This window comes from Micromonospora phytophila, from assembly GCF_023656545.1.
Taxonomy (GTDB): domain Bacteria; phylum Actinomycetota; class Actinomycetes; order Mycobacteriales; family Micromonosporaceae; genus Micromonospora; species Micromonospora phytophila.
On sequence record NZ_JAMOKF010000086.1, the window covers coordinates 1 to 18265 of the forward strand.

At 74.2% G+C, this 18265-nt stretch carries 15 protein-coding genes and 1 pseudogene; 10 read left to right on the forward strand and 6 right to left on the reverse strand.

Annotation, left to right across the window (positions count from 1 at the left end):
- Nucleotides 1-362 (forward strand): response regulator transcription factor (locus tag NCC78_RS13360; RefSeq protein WP_250794834.1); only part of this gene is annotated, 362 nt, incomplete at its 5' end.
- 70 nt (nt 363-432) lie between these two features.
- On the opposite strand, the gene NCC78_RS13365 is transcribed toward NCC78_RS13360, so the two are convergent.
- Complete coding sequence (locus NCC78_RS13365) at nt 433-843, reverse strand: DUF5319 domain-containing protein (protein ID WP_250794835.1); 411 nt, start codon at nt 841-843, stop codon at nt 433-435.
- A 185-nt stretch (nt 844-1028) separates the two neighbouring features.
- Between NCC78_RS13365 and guaB the strand changes: the two genes are divergently transcribed.
- The 4 genes from guaB (at nt 1029) to NCC78_RS13385 (ending at nt 6819) form a co-directional block, all read left to right on the forward strand.
- Nucleotides 1029-2591: an IMP dehydrogenase gene (gene guaB, locus NCC78_RS13370; RefSeq protein ID WP_250794836.1), complete on the forward strand. Its 1563-nt coding sequence runs from the start codon at nt 1029-1031 to the stop codon at nt 2589-2591.
- 30 nt (nt 2592-2621) lie between these two features.
- On the forward strand, nt 2622-3740 hold the full coding sequence (locus tag NCC78_RS13375; protein WP_250794837.1) for a GuaB3 family IMP dehydrogenase-related protein: 1119 nt from the start codon (nt 2622-2624) through the stop codon (nt 3738-3740).
- 47 nt (nt 3741-3787) lie between these two features.
- Entirely contained in the window at nt 3788-5212 is a 1425-nt protein-coding gene (locus NCC78_RS13380) for a M1 family metallopeptidase (RefSeq protein ID WP_250794838.1), read from the forward strand.
- Nucleotides 5213-5361: 149 nt separating this feature from the next.
- Nucleotides 5362-6819, forward strand: a complete 1458-nt coding sequence (locus tag NCC78_RS13385) for a M1 family metallopeptidase (protein ID WP_250794839.1) — start codon at nt 5362-5364, stop codon at nt 6817-6819.
- Nucleotides 6820-6892: 73 nt separating this feature from the next.
- Here the strand turns inward: NCC78_RS13385 and NCC78_RS13390 are convergent, their stop codons facing one another.
- Nucleotides 6893-8005: an LCP family protein gene (locus NCC78_RS13390; RefSeq protein ID WP_250794840.1), complete on the reverse strand. Its 1113-nt coding sequence runs from the start codon at nt 8003-8005 to the stop codon at nt 6893-6895.
- Between the two features lie 140 nt (nt 8006-8145).
- Here NCC78_RS13390 and NCC78_RS13395 point away from each other — a divergent pair, with 140 nt between their 5' ends.
- Together NCC78_RS13395 and guaA are read left to right on the forward strand one after the other, a co-directional pair.
- Nucleotides 8146-9843, forward strand: coding sequence for an FAD-dependent oxidoreductase (locus NCC78_RS13395; protein WP_250794841.1), 1698 nt, complete (start codon nt 8146-8148; stop codon nt 9841-9843).
- A gap of 178 nt (nt 9844-10021) precedes the next feature.
- A complete protein-coding gene (gene guaA / locus NCC78_RS13400; RefSeq protein WP_250794842.1) occupies nt 10022-11575 on the forward strand; it encodes a glutamine-hydrolyzing GMP synthase in 1554 nt (517 codons plus the stop codon).
- 7 nt (nt 11576-11582) lie between these two features.
- On the opposite strand, the gene NCC78_RS13405 is transcribed toward guaA, so the two are convergent.
- Entirely contained in the window at nt 11583-11909 is a 327-nt protein-coding gene (locus NCC78_RS13405; protein WP_250794843.1) for a PspC domain-containing protein, read from the reverse strand.
- A gap of 143 nt (nt 11910-12052) precedes the next feature.
- On the opposite strand from NCC78_RS13405, the gene NCC78_RS13410 reads away from it, so the two are divergent.
- The 3 genes from NCC78_RS13410 to NCC78_RS13420 all read left to right on the forward strand — a co-directional run bounded on the left by NCC78_RS13410 (nt 12053) and on the right by NCC78_RS13420 (nt 15348).
- Complete coding sequence (locus NCC78_RS13410) at nt 12053-13000, forward strand: NUDIX hydrolase (protein WP_250794844.1); 948 nt, start codon at nt 12053-12055, stop codon at nt 12998-13000.
- Nucleotides 13001-13109: 109 nt separating this feature from the next.
- Nucleotides 13110-14018: an NUDIX hydrolase gene (locus NCC78_RS13415; protein ID WP_250794845.1), complete on the forward strand. Its 909-nt coding sequence runs from the start codon at nt 13110-13112 to the stop codon at nt 14016-14018.
- A gap of 409 nt (nt 14019-14427) precedes the next feature.
- Nucleotides 14428-15348 carry a CDP-alcohol phosphatidyltransferase family protein gene (locus NCC78_RS13420; RefSeq protein WP_250794846.1) on the forward strand — a complete coding sequence of 307 codons (921 nt, stop codon included), beginning with the start codon at nt 14428-14430 and terminating at the stop codon, nt 15346-15348.
- 57 nt (nt 15349-15405) lie between these two features.
- Here the strand turns inward: NCC78_RS13420 and NCC78_RS13425 are convergent, their stop codons facing one another.
- The 3 genes and pseudogenes from NCC78_RS13425 to NCC78_RS13435 form a co-directional block, all read right to left on the reverse strand.
- Nucleotides 15406-16659 (reverse strand): phosphatidylserine decarboxylase, encoded by a 1254-nt coding sequence (locus NCC78_RS13425; protein ID WP_250794847.1) that lies wholly within the window; start codon nt 16657-16659, stop codon nt 15406-15408.
- A 611-nt stretch (nt 16660-17270) separates the two neighbouring features.
- Nucleotides 17271-17519 (reverse strand): annotated as a pseudogene (locus NCC78_RS13430) (hypothetical protein); the annotation flags it as partial.
- Nucleotides 17516-18265: LiaF domain-containing protein (locus NCC78_RS13435; protein ID WP_250794848.1), on the reverse strand; the 750-nt coding region annotated here is incomplete at its 5' end. The pseudogene NCC78_RS13430 and the gene NCC78_RS13435, both read right to left, overlap by 4 nt.

Here is an 18265-nt window from a genome sequence, read left to right on the forward strand (position 1 = left end):
ACCCCGGTCCGGCCTGGCCGGCAGCGGCCACCGAGGGTGCCGGCGGCACTCCCGCGGTGGTGCCCGTGCAGCGTGGCGACGATCCGGCGGAGCCCGCCGGCGAGCCGGAGGAGGCCGCGCCGAACGGTCAGCCGAACGCGTCCGGCGGCCGTGGCGGCCGGTCGTCGATCGGGCTGACCGAGCGCGAGTTGCAGGTGCTGCTGGGCATGGCGGAGGGCAAGAGCAACGCCGAGATCGGCCGTGAGCTGTTCGTGTCGGAGGACACCGTCAAGACCCACGCCCGGCGGCTGTTCCGCAAGCTCGGCGCCCGGGACCGGGCGCACGCGGTGGCCGCCGGTTTCCGGGCGGGCCTGGTCGCCTGAGCCGGGCCGCCGGGCCGGTCGGTCAGTGCCGGCCACGCCCGGCGCGGCGGGCGGATTGAGGGGTACGGGCTCAGGGCGTGGAGCCGGGCTCCTCGTCGGTGCCCTCGGTGAGCGTGTCGTGCACCCCGTCGGCGTAGCCGCGGGCGTAGTCCCAGGTGACGTAGTGGTCCGGGTCCGGGTCATAGGCCGGCTCGTGCACCCGGGGGCGACCGGAGCTGAGCAGGTGTCGCAGGTTGCCCCGGAGCAGGTCCCAGTCGAAGTAGTGCGGTTCGCGGCAGTCCTCGCACTCGATGACCAGCCCGCGGACCCCGATCGGCGCCAGCAGCGCCTGGTAGATCTCCAGGTCGGCGAGGTCCTCCAGGACATCCTGGCGCTCGACGTCGGTCAGCGGATCGAGCGTCGAGTCGTCGCCCGCATCGTGCAGGCCGGCGGCCGGGTCGGCCGGGTCGCCGTTGAAGGGGTCGATGGGCTCGTCGTGCACCCCCTCACCGTAGACCCAACGCCTCAGCCACGTCGGCCCCCGGGGCACCGGTCGCTCGGCCCGCCGCCGACGGGGGCGGCCCAGGTCACTGGGTACGATGGGGCGACGCGCCGTCACCCGGCGAGCGGCGGTCTCCGCCCACGCCACCTCGCTGAAGCCCGTCCGAGCAGCTCAGGGGAGCAATCGTGGAAATTTCGCCCAGCACCGATCTTCCGACCGACGCCGAGAGCGGCGAGCTGGGCGGTCACCTGCCGGAGCTGCCCGCGGGTTCGGCGCGGGTGGTCCCGCTCGGCCTGACCTTCGACGACGTGCTGCTCCAGCCGGGCGAGTCGGACGTGGTGCCCAGCCGGGTCAACACCCGCACCCGCCTCACCCGCGGCATCGAGCTCTCCGTGCCGCTGCTCTCCAGCGCGATGGACACGGTGACCGAGGCGCGGATGGCGATCGCCATGGCCCGCCAGGGCGGCATCGGCGTGCTGCACCGCAACCTCTCCCTGGAGGACCAGGCGCTCCAGGTCGACCTGGTCAAGCGCTCCGAGTCCGGCATGATCACCAACCCGGTCACCGCCAGCCCGGACGACACGCTGCGGGACGTCGACTCGCTCTGCGGCCGCTACCGCATCTCGGGCGTGCCGGTGGTGGACGGCGACGGTCAGCTCGTCGGCATCGTCACCAACCGCGACATGCGCTTCGTCTCCGACCCGGCCACCCCGGTCCGCGACATCATGACCCGGACGCCGCTGGTCACCGCCCGCGTCGGGGTGAGCAAGGACGAGGCGCTGGCCCTGCTGCGCCAGCACAAGATCGAGAAGCTGCCGATCGTCGACGACGCGGGCCGGCTGCGCGGGCTGATCACCGTCAAGGACTTCACCAAGAGCGAGCAGTACCCGAACGCCACCAAGGACGACGCCGGCCGGCTGCGGGTCGCCGCCGCCGTCGGGGTGGGCGACGACGCGTACAAGCGGGCCCGGACCCTGGTCGACGCGGGCGTCGACGTGCTGATCGTGGACACCGCGCACGGCCACCAGCGCGCGGTGCTGGACATGGTCCGCCGGCTGAAGAAGGACGTCTCCATCGACATCGTCGGTGGCAACATCGCCACCTACGCCGGCGCGAAGGCGCTGGTCGACGCGGGCGCCGACGGCGTCAAGGTCGGTGTGGGCCCGGGTGCCATCTGCACCACGCGGATCGTCGCCGGGGTGGGCGTACCGCAGATCACCGCGATCATGGAGGCGGCCCGCGCCGCGCGGCCGGCCGGTGTCCCGGTGATCGGCGACGGCGGCATCCAGTACAGCGGCGACATCGCCAAGGCCCTGGTCGCCGGCGCCGACACGGTGATGCTCGGCAGCCTGCTGGCCGGCTGCGAGGAGAGCCCCGGCGAGCTGATCTTCATCAACGGCAAGCAGTACAAGGCGTACCGGGGCATGGGCTCGCTCGGCGCGATGCAGTCCCGGGGCCAGGCGCGCTCCTACTCCAAGGACCGATACTTCCAGCAGGACGTGCTCGCCGAGGACAAGCTGGTCCCCGAGGGCGTCGAGGGCCAGGTGCCCTACCGGGGCCCGCTCTCCGCCGTCGCCCACCAGCTGACCGGTGGCCTGCGCGCCGCGATGGGGTACGTCGGCGCGGAGAGCATCCCCGAGCTGCACCGCCGTGGCCAGCTCATCCGGATCACCGCGGCGGGGCTCAAGGAGAGCCACCCGCACGACATCCAGATGACCGTCGAGGCGCCCAACTACCACTCCCGCTGACCCACCACCCCCAACCACCTGGAGTCCCCCATGCGTGACGTGGTCGAGATCGGGCTGGGCAAGACCGCGCAGCGCGGCTACCACCTGGACGACATCGCCATCGTGCCGAGCCGCCGGACCCGCGACGTCGACGACGTCTCCACCGGCTGGCAGCTCGACGCGTACCAGTTCGGCATCCCCTGCGTCGGGCACCCGTCGGACGCGACGATGAGCCCGGCGTCCGCCGTCCGGCTCGGCCAGCTCGGCGGGCTCGGCGTGCTCAACGTCGAGGGCCTCTGGACCCGCTACGAGAACCCGGCGAAGGTCCTCGAGGAGCTGTCGGGCCTGGGCGAGGACGCCCGCGCGACCAAGCGGCTCCAGGAGGTCTACGCGGAGCCGATCCGCCCCGACCTGATCGCCGAGCGGGTCCGCGAGCTGCGCGCCGGCGGCGGCACGGTCGCCGTCCGGGTCTCCCCGCAGCACACCCTGGCGCTCGCCCCGGTGATCCTCGACGCCGGCGTGGACATCCTCGTCATCCAGGGCACCATCGTCTCCGCCGAGCACGTCTCGACGACCGACGAGCCGCTGAACCTCAAGGAGTTCATCGCCGACCTCGACCTGCCGGTCATCGTGGGTGGCTGCACCGACTACAAGACCGCGCTGCACCTGATGCGCACCGGCGCGGCCGGCGTCATCGTCGGCATCGGCGGCGACGAGTGGTCCACCACCGAGTCGGTGCTCGGCATCCGGGTGCCGATGGCGACCGCCATCGCCGACGCGGCGGCGGCGCGGCGGGACTACCTCGACGAGACCGGCGGCCGGTACGTGCACCTGATCGCCGACGGCGACATCCAGACCTCCGGCGACATCGCCAAGGCGCTCGGCTGCGGCGCGGACGCGGTGATGCTCGGCGAGGCGCTGTCGCTCTGCGCGGAGGCGCCGGCCGGCGGGGCCTGGTGGCACTCCGCCGCCAGCCACCCGTCGCTGCCCCGCGGCGCGTTCGAGATCGCCGGTGAGCCGCTCGGCTCGATGGAGCAGCTGCTCTTTGGCCCGGCCGACGAGCCGGACGGGCAGCTCAACCTCTTCGGCGGGCTGCGCCGCGCGATGGCCAAGTGCGGCTACCGCGACCTCAAGGAGTTCCAGAAGGTCGGCCTGGTCCTGGACCGCTGACCGGACAACCCGCCCCGTCGCACCGGCCGCGCCGATAGGCTCGGCCGGTGCGTCGTACTCCTGACCGGATCCGGCCGGCTCTCGCCGCCGCCGTGGCCGCGGCGGTGGTGCTGGTCGGTTGCACCGGCGACCGCGACGACGCCGAGCGCGGGCGCGACGGCCTCCGTCCGGGCAGCGCGGACCTCGGCGACCCGTACGTGCCGGGCAGCGGCAACGGCGGCTACGACGTCTCGCACTACCGGCTGGCGGTGCGCTACGACCCGGCCAGCGACCGGTTGACCGGCCGGGCGGGGATCGTGGCGACCGCCGCCCACGGGCTGTCCCGGTTCAACCTGGACCTCGCCGGCCTCGACGTCACCCGGGTCACCGTGGACGGCGCCGACGCACAGCACCGGCGCGAGGGCGACGAGCTGGTGGTCACCCCGCGCGGCGGGCTCCCGCGGGGCGGGCGGTTCACCGTCGAGCTGGAGTACGCCGGCACCCCGACGGCGAAGCCGGACGGTGTGCTGGGCACCGGCGGCTTCCTGCACACCGACGACGGCGCGGTCGCCCTCGGCCAGCCGTACTCGGCGGCCAGCTGGTTCCCGGTCAACGACCACCCGTCCGACAAGGCCACCTACGACATCGAGGTGAGCGTGCCGGACGGCCTGGCCGCGCTGAGCAACGGGGTGCCGGGGGAGCGGAGCAGCGCCGGCGGCTGGACCACCTGGCGGTGGGCCGAGCGCTCGCCCATGGCCAGCTACCTGACCACGCTGGTGATCGGCGACTACCGGGTGGCGACCGGCACGCACGCCGGCAAGCCGATGGTCACGGCGGTGCCGGCGACGCTGCCGGCGACCGGCCCGGAGGCCGCCTCGCTGGCCCGCACCGGCGAGATCGCGGACTTCCTGGCCAGCCGGTTCGGGCCGTACCCGTTCGACGCGTACGGCGGCGTCGTGGTCACCGACAGGCGGATCGGCTACGCGCTGGAGACCCAGTCCCGGCCGGTCTACGGGCCGGGCTTCTTCCGCGGTGGGCGGCCCAACCTCGGGGTGGTCGCCCACGAGCTGGCCCACCAGTGGTTCGGCAACAGCGTGGCGCTGGGCCGGTGGAGCGACATCTGGCTCAACGAGGGCTTCGCCAGCTACGCGGAGTGGCTGTGGGAGGAGCACGACGGCGGTCGCACCGCGCAGCGCAACTTCGAGCTGGAGTACGCCGTCACCGACTGGTCGCGGCCGTCCGTCGACCCCGGACGGTCCCGGTTGTTCGGTCCGGCCGTCTACAAGCGCGGGGCGCTCACCGTGCACGCGCTGCGCCGCACGGTCGGCGACGACACCTTCTTCCGCATCCTGCGAAGCTGGACCGCCGAGCAGCGCGACCGCAACGCCACCACCGACGACCTGATCGCGCTGGCCGAGCGGGTCTCCGGGAAGTCCCTGCGCCCGCTCTTCGACGCCTGGCTGGTCGGCGCGAGCGCCCCCGCCCTGCCCTGACGCGGTTCCCAGCGGCGCTCGGTAGGCTGCCGCCGGACCGGCGGGTGCGGGTCCGCATCCCGATCGGCCGGCACGTCGCTCACCGTGCCGGGGCCGGGACGCTCGGGTCGCCGGTGGGGCAGCCGGCGGCACAGGGGAGGGACGAGGCGATGACGCTGTCGCGGCGGGTTCTGCGCGGGGGGACCGGTCTGCTGGTGACGGGGGCGCTCGGGCTGGGCGGATGCTCCTCGGCCGTTGAACCGGCCCCCATCTCGGCCGCCTCGTCGCCCGGCGCGGCCCGCCAGTTCGCGCCGGGGGCGCCCGGCGTGGGGGACACGTACTTCCCGACCTACGGCAACGGCGGCTACGACGTCGACCAGTACACGGTCAAGGTGCGCTACGACCCGGCGACGGACCGGCTCAGCGGCACCACCACCCTGCGCGCCGCCGCGACCGCCGACCTGTCCACGTTCAACCTGGACCTGGCGGGGCTGACCGTGCGGTCGGTCACCGTGGACGGCGCCCCGGCGAAGCACAGCCGCAAGGGCGACGAGCTGACCGTCACGCCGGCCAGCGGCCTGATCGCGGGCAACGGCTTCGTCGCCGAGATCGCCTACGAGGGTGAGCCGGAGCCGCTGCGCAACGAGGCGACCGGCGTCGGTGGTTTCCTGCACACCGACGACGGCGCGATCGCGCTCGGCCAGCCGGAGTCGGCGAGCACCTGGTTCCCGGTCAACGACCACCCCTCCGACAAGGCCAGCTACGACTTCGAGATCACCGTCCCGGACGGGTTGACCGCGGTGAGCAACGGGGTGCTGGCGGGGCGGAACAGCGTCGGCGGCTGGACCACCTGGAAGTGGGCCGAGCGCAGCCCCATGGCCAGTTACCTGAGCACCGTGGTGATCGGGAAGTTCCGGCTGACCGAGGGCGAGCACAAGGGACGGCCGGTGTTCCACGCGGTCACCACCGAGCTGCCCGAGGGGGCGGCGGACCGGTCGATCGCCGAGACGGTCGAGGTCGCCGACTACCTTGAGAGCGTCTTCGGCCCGTACCCGTTCGAGGCGTACGGCGGGGTGGTGATCTCCGACGACCGGATCCGGTACGCGCTGGAGACGCAGAGCCGCCCGGTCTACTCCGCCGGCTTCTTCCGTGCCGGCTCGAACACGGAGGTGGTCGCGCACGAGCTGGCCCACCAGTGGTTCGGCAACAGCGTCTCGCTGGCGAGGTGGCAGGACATCTGGCTCAACGAGGGGCTGGCCACGTACGCGGAGTGGCTCTGGACCGAGCACGACGGTGGGCGCAGCGCCCAGCGGTCGTTCGACGCCCGGTACGCCGGCTCGTCCGGCCAGGTCTGGCGTACGCCCCCGGGCCGACCGGGGGTGGAGAACCTGTTCAGCGAGTCGGTCTACCAGCGCGGCGCGATGACCGTGCACGCGCTGCGGGTGGCCGTCGGCGACAAGGCGTTCTTCCAGATCCTGAAGGCGTGGACGGCGCAGAAGCGCAACGACAACGCCACCACCGCGGAGTTCGTCGCCCTGGCCGAGCGGATCTCGAAGAAGCAGCTCGACAAGCTCTTCGACGCCTGGCTCCACGGCACCGAGCGTCCCGCCCGCCCCGAACCGCTCTGACGGGTCGCGCCGGGCGTGCCGCCCGCGACGAGCCCCGCCGTCTTCCATGCGAAGGTCCAGCCGCGCTGACGGGTCACTTTCGGACGACCAGCTCCGGGTGGTCGGCAAGGTAGGCGTCCGCCCGGCCGGCGCGCAGCTCGGTGAGGAACGTGCGGCCGACGGCCGTCAGTTGTTCGCCCCGGTAGGCGCGGCCCTTGCCGACCCCCGCCCCGGGGAGTCCGACCAGGACGAACCGGTCCGGCGGCAGCCCGCCGAGGGCGTACGCGATGTCGACGATCCGCGGCCCGCCCGCGTAGATCAGCGTGTCGCCGAGGGCGGCGACCACCTGCTCGACGCGGTCGGGCTGCCGAGCCAGGTCCTCGCCGAGGATCCTGGTGACCAGCGCCTTGATCAGCTGCTGCTGGTGGCGCTGCCGGGCGTAGTCGCCGCCGGAGATGTAGCGCTGCCGGGCGTAGTCCAACGCCTGCCACCCGTTGAGGTGCCGCTCGCCCTTCTCGTAGACCATCTGCGGCCCGGTGTAGCCGCCGGGCACCGGGCTGCGGTGCTTGCCGTCGGGGCGGCGATGCAGCGAGACCACCCGCTGGTCGACGTAGAGGTCCACCCCGCCCAGAGTGTCCACCAGCTTGTCGAAGCCGCCGAAGGTGAGCACCGCGCCGGCGTCGACGCGCAGCCCGGTGTAGCCGCTGACCGTGCTGCGGAGCAGGTCGTACCCCTGGGCGGCGCTCGGCTGCCGGGGCTTGCCGGGCACCCGGCTGCCGTAGCTCATGGCGTGGGTGAGCTTGGTCTTCCCGCCGCGGTAGCCGGCCTGTGGGAAGGCCGGGATGTCGACCAGCAGGTCGCGCGGGAGTGAGAAGAGGTACGCCCGGTCCAGGCCGGCGGGCACGTGCAGCATCAGCACGGCGTCGCCGTGCGGTTCCCAACCCGGCACGCTGACCCGGGTGTCCACCCCGACGAGCAGCAGGTTGAGCGGGCCGGTGATGCCGGCGCCGGGCGGGGCGGTCGGGCTCGGGGCGGCGGTGGCGCCCGGCGTGCCGGTGGCCCCGGTGGGCCCCACCCGGCGATCCGGCCCGTCGTCGCGCACCAGCCGGGCGACCACGAGGGCGCCCACGACCGCCACGACGACCGCCGCGAGGGCGGCCAGCGCCCGCACCCATCGTGGGCGCCGCGCCCCTGTCTCATGAGCCACGCTCGACACACCCCCGTGATGGACAACGCTCCGACGGGGCTTCCGGGTTGCGGCCGGCGCGCCCCGGATCGGGTGACCGGAGCATGATCGCGCGAAAACTCGCGCTGGCGCGACGTCTACTCAGCGGTAATGATGCGTCCATGCGGTACGACGTGGTCGTCATCGGGTCCGGCTTCGGCGGCAGCGTCACCGCGCTCCGGCTGGCCGAGAAGGGCTACGCCGTCGGCGTCCTGGAGGCCGGGCGGCGCTTCGCCGACGACGAGTTCCCGCAGACCTCCTGGCGCGTCCGGCGGTTCCTCTGGGCGCCGAGGCTCGGCTGCTACGGCCTGCAACGGCTCACCCTGCTCCGGCCGGCCGACCGCAGGGCCGGCGGCGGGGTGCTGGTGCTCTCCGGGGCCGGGGTGGGCGGCGGCTCGCTGGTCTACGCGAACACCCTCTACGAGCCGCTGGACGCGTTCTACGCCGACCCGCAGTGGCGGGACGTCACCGACTGGCGCGACGAGCTGGCCCGCCACTACGACCAGGCGAAGCGGATGCTCGGCGTCACCACGTACCCGCTGGTGACCGGAGCGGACCGGGCGATGCGGGCGGTGGCCGAGCGGATGGGGGTCGGGCACACCTTCCACGCCACCCCGGTCGGGGTGCACATCGGCCGCCCGGGCGAGCGGGTCGCCGACCCGTACTTCGGCGGTGCGGGTCCGGAGCGCACCGGCTGCACGCACTGCGGCTCGTGCATGACCGGCTGTCGGCACGGCGCGAAGAACACCCTGGTCAAGAACTACCTCTGGCTTGCCGAGCGGCTCGGCGCGCGGGTGCACGCGCTGACCACGGTGACCGCGGTCCGCCCGGCCGACGGTGGCGGCTACGAGGTGCACACCGTCCGCACCGGCGCCTGGCTGCGTCGGCGCCGCCAGGTGATCCACGCCGACCAGGTGGTCTTCGCGGCCGGCGCGCTCGGCACCCAGCGGCTGCTGCACGAGATGAAGGCGACCGGGGCGCTGCCCGGGCTCTCCGCGCGGCTCGGCGAGCTGACCCGGACGAACTCGGAGGCGATCCTGGGCGCGTCGGTGCCCCGCCAGCGGGCCCGGGCGCAGCGGCTGGACTTCACCGAGGGGGTGGCGATCACCAGCTCGTTCCACCCCGACCCCCAGACCCACATCGAGCCGGTCCGCTACGGGCGCGGCTCGAACGCGATGGGGCTGCTCCAGTCGCTGCTGGTCGACGGCGGCCCGCGCCGGGTCCGCCGCTGGCTCGGCAGCCTGCTGCGTCAGCCCGGCACCGCGGCGCGGATGCTGTCGGTGCGCGGCTGGTCGGAGCGGACGGTGATCGCGCTGGTCATGCAATCGGTGGACAACTCGCTGACCACCCGGTTCCGGCGGGGTCCGCTCGGCCGGCGGCTGGTGTCGGGCCCCGGCCACGGCGCACCCAACCCGACCTGGATCCCGGCCGGCAACTCCGCGGTCCGGATGCTCGCCGAGGAGATCGGCGGTACGCCGGGCGGCGCGTTGACCGAGCCGTTCAACATTCCGATGACCGCGCACATCCTGGGCGGGGCGGTGATCGGCGCCACCCCGGCCGACGGGGTGATCGACCCCTGGCACCGGGTGTACGGCCATCCGGGGCTGCACGTGGTGGACGGCGCGGCGGTGTCGGCGAACCTCGGGGTGAACCCGTCGCTGACGATCACCGCCCAGGCGGAACGGGCGATGTCCTTCTGGCCCAACCGGGGCGAGGACGACCCGCGGCCACCGCTCGGCTCCCCGTACACCCGGTTGGCGCCGGTGCCCCCGCGCCACCCGGCGGTGCCCGCGCAAGCCCCCGGCGCGCTGCGCGCCTGAGGTCCACCCGACGGTCCCGGCGACCGCCCGCCGTCTACCGGGCCGACGACGGGCCGGCCGCGAACCGGTGGCCGGAGCCGCGGGACCGACGGTGCCGGGCGGGGGTGACGGCGTCCGACGCGCCGCGAGCGCGGGTCGCGGATGGCGCGGAGGGTGACTGTCGGTAGGCTCCGTGCACATGAGCACGCCTCGCCCCGTCCTCGTGGTGGACTTCGGAGCCCAGTACGCCCAGCTCATCGCGCGCAGGGTGCGTGAGGCCAGGGTCTATTCGGAGATCGTGCCGCACTCGATGCCGGTCGCCGAGATGCTGGCGAAGAACCCGGCTGCGATCATCCTCTCCGGCGGCCCGTCCAGCGTCTACGCGCCGGGCGCCCCGCAGATCGACGCCGGCATGTTCACCGCCGACGTGCCGGTCTTCGGCATCTGCTACGGCTTCCAGGCGATGGCCCAGGCCCTGGGCGGCACCGTCGCGAAGACCGGTAACCGCGAGTACGGCGGCACCCCGCTGCGCGCCCGCGCCGAGGCCGGCGTGCTGCTCCGCGACCTCCCCGACGACCTGCCGGTCTGGATGAGTCACGGCGACTGCGTGACCGAGGCGCCCGAGGGTTTCACGGTGACCGCCGAGTCGGCCGGGGCCCCGGTCGCCGCCTTCGAGGACCTGGGGGGCCGCCGGGCCGGCGTGCAGTTCCACCCGGAGGTGGGGCACACCGCGCACGGCCAGGAGATGCTCGCCCGGTTCCTGCACGACATCGCCGGCATCGAGCCGACCTGGACCCCGTCGAACATCATCGACGAGCAGGTCGCGCGGATCCGCGAGCAGGTCGGCGACAAGGAGGTCATCTGCGGCCTGAGCGGCGGCGTGGACTCCGCGGTGGCCGCCGCGCTGGTGCACCGGGCCGTCGGTGACCAGCTCACCTGCGTCTTCGTCGACCACGGCCTGCTGCGCGCCGGCGAGGCCGAGCAGGTGGAGAAGGACTACGTCGCCGCCACCGGCATCAAGCTGAAGGTGGTCGACGCGCAGGAGCGGTTCCTGGGCGCGCTGGCCGGGGTGACCGACCCCGAGCAGAAGCGCAAGATCATCGGCCGGGAGTTCATCCGGGTCTTCGAGTCCGCCGCCCGCGAGATCGCCTCCCACGGCGACGTCGAGTTCCTGGTGCAGGGCACCCTCTACCCGGACGTGGTCGAGTCCGGCGGCGGCACCGGCACCGCCAACATCAAGAGCCACCACAACGTCGGCGGCCTCCCGGAGGACCTGAAGTTCGCCCTGGTCGAGCCGCTGCGCACGCTCTTCAAGGACGAGGTCCGGGCGCTCGGCCTGGAGCTGGGGCTGCCGGAGGCGATGGTCTGGCGGCACCCGTTCCCGGGCCCGGGCCTGGCCATCCGGATCATCGGCGCGGTCGACCGGGAGCGGCTGGACCTGCTCCGCCGGGCCGACCTGATCGCCCGCGAGGAGCTCACCGCCGCCGGGCTGGACCGGGGCGTCTGGCAGTTCCCGGTGGTGCTCCTGGCCGACGTGCGCAGCGTCGGCGTACAGGGTGACGGCCGCAGCTACGGGCATCCCGTGGTGCTGCGGCCGGTCTCCAGCGAGGACGCGATGACCGCCGACTGGTCCCGGCTGCCCTACGAGGTCGTGGCCCGGATCTCCACCCGGATCACCAACGAGGTCGCCGAGGTGAACCGGGTGGTCCTGGACGTGACCAGCAAGCCGCCGGGCACCATCGAGTGGGAGTGATCCCGCCTCACGCCGCCGGCGGCGCCGTCGGCGGGTAGGGCGGCTGGGCCGGCGGGTGGGGCGGCTGCGCCACGGTGGGCGGCGCGGCGTCCGCCGGGTTCGGCCAGGCGGGCGCGCCGGCCGGCTCCTCCGGCATCAGGAACCACATGACCGGGTACGCAAGCAGCGCGAAGCCGCCGGTGAGCAGGCCGGTCACGGCGAAGACCACCCGGACCAGGGTGGGGTCGACGTCGAAGTACCGGCCGACGCCGCTGGCCACCCCGGCGACCATCCGGTCCGTGGTGGGGCGGCGCAGCTGCTTGTACGGGGCCTGGGGAGAGGCGGTGGTAGTCATGCCTCCACGGTCCGCGCCGCCGGGCGGGCCGACCTCGGTGACCGCCCGGATCCCTACCCTGATCGATCCCTGATCCGGCTCGTAGAGTCAGGAATCTGACTCTTTTCCGCCGTGGTAACCCGCGCCGGGGAGAATTTGCCCCCGTGACCACCTTGCTGGAGCCGCTCCGCAGGATCGCGGCATACGCAGTTTGTGCTGATTCAGTCGGCCGAGTGTTGCTGGTCCGCGCATCGGAGCGCTCCGGCACCCCCGGCACGTGGTCGTTGCCGGGCGGGGCGGTCGACCACGGCGAGGACCCCCACCACACCGTCGTGCGGGAGACCGCCGTCGAGACCGGCCTCTCGGTCAGCGTCGCCGGCCTGCACGACGTGCTCGCCGACATGCGCGCGCTGCCGGAGCGGGGCATCACCATCCACACCGACCGCCTGGTCTACCAGGTGTCGGTCCGGGGCGGGACGCTCACCGACCGGGTGGACCGGCCCACCGACCTGGCCCGCTGGTTCACCCCCGAGGAGGCCCGTGAGCTGCCGCTGCGCTCCTTCACCGCGCGCGCCCTCGGCCTGCCCGCCTCCTCCGCCGACATCGTCCCCGACGAGGCGCCGGAGTTCCCCTCCTTCTACGCGGTGCCCGGCCCGGACGGCCTGCACCGCGCCCAGCGCTTCGCCGCGTACGCGGTGGTGACCGACCCGGACGACCGGGTGCTGCTGACCCGGATCTCCGACGGCTACCCGGGCGCCGGCTGCTGGCACCTGCCCGGCGGTGGCACCGACTACGGCGAGCAGCCCGGCGCGGCGCTGATCCGGGAGCTGGTCGAGGAGACCGGGCAGACCGGCCGCCTCGTCGAGCTGCTCGGGGTGGCCAGCCACCGCGACGCCGCCTCGCTCGGCCCCGAGGGCTACCCGATCGACTGGCACGGGGTGCGCGCCTTCTACCGGGTCGTGGTCGACCAGCCCGCCCCGCCCATTGTCGGCGACGTCGGCGGCTCCACCTGCGAGGCCCGCTGGTTCGCCCGCGAGGAACTCGGCGCCCTCCCCAGACACCGCCTCACCGAGGTGACCGCCGAAGCCGTCCAAGCCGCCCAACTCACCTGACCCCCGGTTCCCCCACGCGCGTTGATCATGAGGTCGACCGGGCGGCACGCCGCTCCGGCTGCCGCTAACCTCATGATCGACGGTGTCGGGCGGGGCGCGGGGAGTGTGGGTGCGGGAGCGGCGGCGGGTCGGGGCGTACGGGGTGCTGCGGGACGCCGACGGGCGGGTGCTGCTGGTGCGGGGGTCGGCGCTGGCCGACTTCCCGGGGGTGTGGTCGGTGCCGGGTGGCGGGTTGGCGCACGCCGAGCATCCGGCGCACGCGGTGGTCCGGGAGGTCACCGAGGAGACCGGGCTGACCGTCGAGGTGACCGGGCTGCGCGCGGTGCTGGCCGACGTCGTCGCGTACGCCGACCTGGGGGTCGCGCTGCACACCGACCGGGTGGTCTTCGACCTCGCCCCGGTCGACGGAACGCTCCGCGACGAACGCGACGGCACCACCGACCTCGCGCGCTGGCTGACCCCGGACGAGGCCGCCGAGGTGCCGCTGCTGCCGTTCACCGCCGAGCTGCTCGGCCTGCCGGTCACCCCGCTGCCGCACGACGCCCTGCGCCGGCGGGAGCCGTTCGCCGAGCCGCCGGCCGACCGGCGGCAGCGCTTCGGGGCGTACGGGCTGGTGACCGACCCGGCCGGACGGGTGCTGCTGACGATGATCGCGGAAGGCTACCCGGGCGCCGGTCGGTGGCACCTGCCCGGTGGCGGGACCGACCACGGCGAGCAGCCCGTCCCCGCGCTGCTGCGGGAGCTGGTGGAGGAGGCCGGCCAGCTCGGTCGCGTGGTCGAGCTGATCGGCGTGGACAACCTGCACAACCCGGCCGCCCTCGGCCCGGAGGGGCGCCCGCTGGACTGGCACGGCATCCGGGTGATCTACAAGGTCGCGGTCGACGTGCCCACCGAACCGCTGGTGACCGAGCTGGCCGGTGGTTCGACCGCCCGGGCCGGCTGGTTCACCGCCGCCGAGCTGGTCGGGCTCCCGCTCACCGAGATCGCCGCCCGGGTGCTCGGCCGCCGCGACGGCTGACGGACCGGCCGGGTCCGCCGTCGATGCGCCGGCTGCCGGCTGGCCAACCGGACATCGAGGCCGACCGCGCCCGCTCGTCGAGCCGACCGTGACGGGTTCCGGTACATTCGATGTGGGGTTGGTGGAGAAAACGGGCGATGGAGCCCGGGATGGGAATAAGAGAGCGGTTCGCGCGGTTAAGCCAGATATAAGTACCGCCGGCAGCTATCGCCAATCCCCGTTCCCCTATGCGATGGTGTACTCCGCAAAACGGCTGCCGGGCCAGAGAGGTCCGGCACGAGACAGCCGGACACCCGCCCTCGCGGCGGCCAGCCGATCCGGTGATGGAGGAAACGTGCCGAGAGCCCCATGGCGCCGGCGTCGTACGACTGACAGTCCGCGCCCCGCAGGGCGTCGCTGGGCGGGCCCGTTGCGCCGCAGCAGCACGTTCGCCCGGCAGGTGCTGCTGGTCCGGGTGGGTCGCCGCGACGGCGACCTGCACGGTGCCACCGACCTCGCGTTGCCGGAGCACCGGTACCCCGAGCGGCCGCGCCGCCGCTACGGGCTGAACCGGTTCGACCGTGCGGAGATCGGATCGATCGCGCCGGTCAGCCCCGCCCTCGGGCCCACGACCCCGGTCGACGACGCGCCGGCGATGGCGATCCCGCTGCTTCCCGGGGAGCGGACCGCCGCCCGCCGGATGAAGTTCGCGCTGGTCAACGCATGCACCCTGGCCAGCCTGATGCTCGGCATCAACGCGATCTTCGTGGCCATGCAGGGTGAGGTCCGGCTCGCCGCGCTCTTCCTGATCGCCTGCGTGGCCTTCGACGGCCTGGACGGCGCGCTCGCCCGCAAGCTCGGCGTGGCCAGCCCGTTCGGCGCGCAGATGGACTCGCTGGCCGACATGTGCTCGTTCGGCCTCGCCGCCCCGGTGGTGGTCTACGCCTCGTTGGCCGGTTCCGCGCCGACGGCGGCCGCCGCGGTCGCCGCCGCCCTCGTCGCGGCGTGCGCGGCGATCCGGCTCGCCCGGTTCAACGTCTCGCCGAAGGACGGCCGGTTCTTCTGCGGCGTACCGACCACGATGGCGGCGGCGGTGCTGGCGCTGATGGTGATGATCGGTCTGCCGCTGCCCGGCGTGGTGCAGGTGGCCGGGGTGGCGCTGCTCGCCTTCACCATGGTCTCCAGCTTCCCGTACGCCAAGCTCGCCCGGCTGCTCAGGCTGCCCCCGTGGCTGTGGCTGGCCCCGGTGATCGGCGCGCTGATCGACGTCCGGGTCACCTTCGCCCTGATCGTCGTCGGCTACCTGGCCAGCGGCCCCGTGCTCTGGCTGCGCCAGCGCCGCACCGCCTGACCCCCGTACACGCAAAAGGGGCGCCGCGCGAGCGGCGCCCCTTTCGCGTGTCCTCCGTCAGCGCCAGCGGGCGATGACGGTCGACCCGCCGACCACCTTGTCACCCGGCCCGACCAGCGGGTCCGCCGCCTCGGCGGGCAGGTAGACGTCGGTACGCGAGCCGAACCGGATCAGCCCAAAGCGCTCACCCCTGGCCAGCAGCGCGCCGATCGGCGCCCGCTGCACGATCCGCCGGGCGATCAGGCCGGTGCGCTGCGCCACGACCACCGTCCCGTGCGCCGTGTCCAGCACCGTGTACGCGGCGACGTTGTGCTCCGCGTCCGGCTTCATGGCGTTGACGAACCCGCCGTCGGCGACGAAGTAGTCGACCACCTTGCCGGCCACCGGTGCGCGGTTGACGTGCACGTCCAGCACGGACAGGAAGACCGCGACCCGCAGCCACTCGCCGTCGCCGAAGCGCTCGTCGTGCAGCCGCTGCACCGAGAGCACCTGGCCGTCGGCGGCGGCGACGACGGCCGACGGGTCCTCCGGCACGTCCCGCTCCGGGTCGCGGAAGAAGGCGGCCACCGGGGCGGCGGCCAGGGCGGGCAGCAGCCAGAGCTTCGACTTCGGCCGGGTCAGCCGGGCCAGCGCGGCCAGGCCGAGCGTGATCCCGGCCGCGGCCACGCCGTTGGAGTCGATGTGCATGCCACGGGTCAGCGGCACGCTGGACGGGCGGTACGCCGGGGCCAGCCGGGCTGCCGTGGCGACGTCCGCCGGGGTGAAGCGGAGCCGGTGCACGCGCAGCGGCGGCGTGTTGCGCAGCACCAGGTCGGTGCCGACACCGTGCAGCGCGCCCTGCCGGTCCAGTTCGGCGGCGGCGCCGGCGGTACGGCCGGGGCTGGCGGCGGTGGCCACGGTCAGCACCGCGCCGTCGGCGAGGTACTTGGTCAGCCCCTCCACCGCGGCGCGGGTCTCGTCCGCCGTGCCGGTGAGGGGCTCGCCGGTGACGACCACCGCGGCGGGCTCGGCCTCGGCGATGGTGTCGACCACGCGGACCCGGTCGGCGACCCACCGGCCCTGGGCGGTGACGTGCTCACGCAGCACGGCGGAGCTGGTGGACCCGGCCGGCACCAGGGTGAGCCGGTCGCCGGGCAGCAGCGCGTCGATCGCCGCGGCCAGCACCGCGGACTCCGGCGTCGCGCCGACCAGCAGGGCGGCCTTCGGGTCGTTGATCCGGGCGAGTTCGGAGACGAGGGCACGGGCGGCTCGCTCGCCGATGCGGACCGGACCGGACCGGCCGGACGTGCGCACGGCGGGGAACTGGGTCATGTCGGACGGGCTCCTGACGGGGTAGAGACGGGAAGCGCGTGGGACCGCCACGGCGGCGCGGGCCCGCCGGACCGGCGGCCGGATCGGGCGAGCCGGCCGGCGGAGGCGAAATCTCCACCGGCCAGCATATGCGGCTCCGTACGGCGCCCGCACCGCTGCGGTCAGCCGCCGCGGCGCTCCTCGGTGGTGGGCGGCTCGGCGGTCGGTGCGGAGGAGGACCGCTCCGCCCGCCCGCCCTCGTCGGCCGCCCGGTCCTCGACCGCCCGGACCGGCCGGTCGGTGACCGCCTCGGTCGGCCACTCGTCGGCCTCGTCAGGGTCTCGCGTCTCGCCGAGTGAGGTCGGCCCGCCCGACATCGGCGCGGACACCTCCCACTCCGACCGCCCGTCGGCCCAAGCCGCCGGGTCGTCGGCCGGAGCCGGGCGCTCCACCTCCCAGGCCGGCCGGCCCGCCGCCGGCACGTCCCGCGCCGTCGGGTCCGCCGCCGGGCCGAGCGGGTCGACGTCCCACCGGGTCGGGTCGACGTCCGAGGTCCCACGGTCGACGTCCCATCGGGTCGGGTCGGAGGCCCTGCGGTCGGGGTCGCCACCGAGCAGATCCGGGCTCAGCAGGGTGGAGCCGGGCTCTCCGTCGGCCGGCGAGGGATCGGCGGTGTCCGCCGTGGCCGTCCGCGCGGACCGGCCGGAGCGCAGCGCGCCGACCAGGCCGAGCACGCCGATCAGGATCAGCGCGCCGGCCAGGAACCAGCCGACCGGCGGCAGGGCGAGCCCGAGCAGTTGGGCGAGCAGCCACCAGGCGGAGAAGCCGAGGAAGATCAGCCCGAAGGCGAAGGACACGGTGTCCGTACGGTGGGCCTTCACCGGGTCACCTCCAGGTTGCCGGCGTTGACGTGGATGTAGAGGCGCAGGGTGCCGCCGCCGGCGCCGTCAGGGCCCAGGTCGGTGTTCTCCCGCAGCGGGCCGTCCAGGCCGCCGGAGCGTTTCCCGAAGACGACCGCGTCGCCGGCGTTGACGTCCGCCACCGTGGTCACGTCGACGTTCGGCGGCACCACCACGGTGGCCTCGCCGAAGTTGACCGAGACCGTGATGTCGGTGTCCTTCTTGTCGAAGTCGACCGCGCGCAGGTCGAGCACCGAGTCGCCGAAGCTGTTCTCGTACCGGGTGGCGAGGTCGCGGTGGTCGGTGGGCGCCCAGGTGACGTTGCCGTCGACGCCCCGGATCCGGTCGTAGGACTCCGCGACCGTGGCCACCGCGAGCGCGGCGGCGGTCACCAGACCGAGTGCGATCAGCCAACGGGCCCGCCCGAACCAGGTGCCGACCAGCAGACCGAGCCCGATGGTGGCCAGGGCCGCCGCGAAGTACGCCGACGCGCCGACGTCGAAGACGTCCAGCAGGTCGAGGATGGCGACCACGCCCAGGGCGAGGAAGATGAGCGAGAAGGTCACCGCGCCGAGCGGGGAGCGCTCACGCGGTCGCTTCGGCGGCTTCGGCGGCTTGGGCGGCACCGGCGCCGCCGCGGGCTGCCCCGCGTACGGGCCGTGCGGGGCGAACGGGGGCCGGTAGCCGGCCGGCAGGGGCGCGGTCACCGGCTGGCCGGGCGCCGGCCC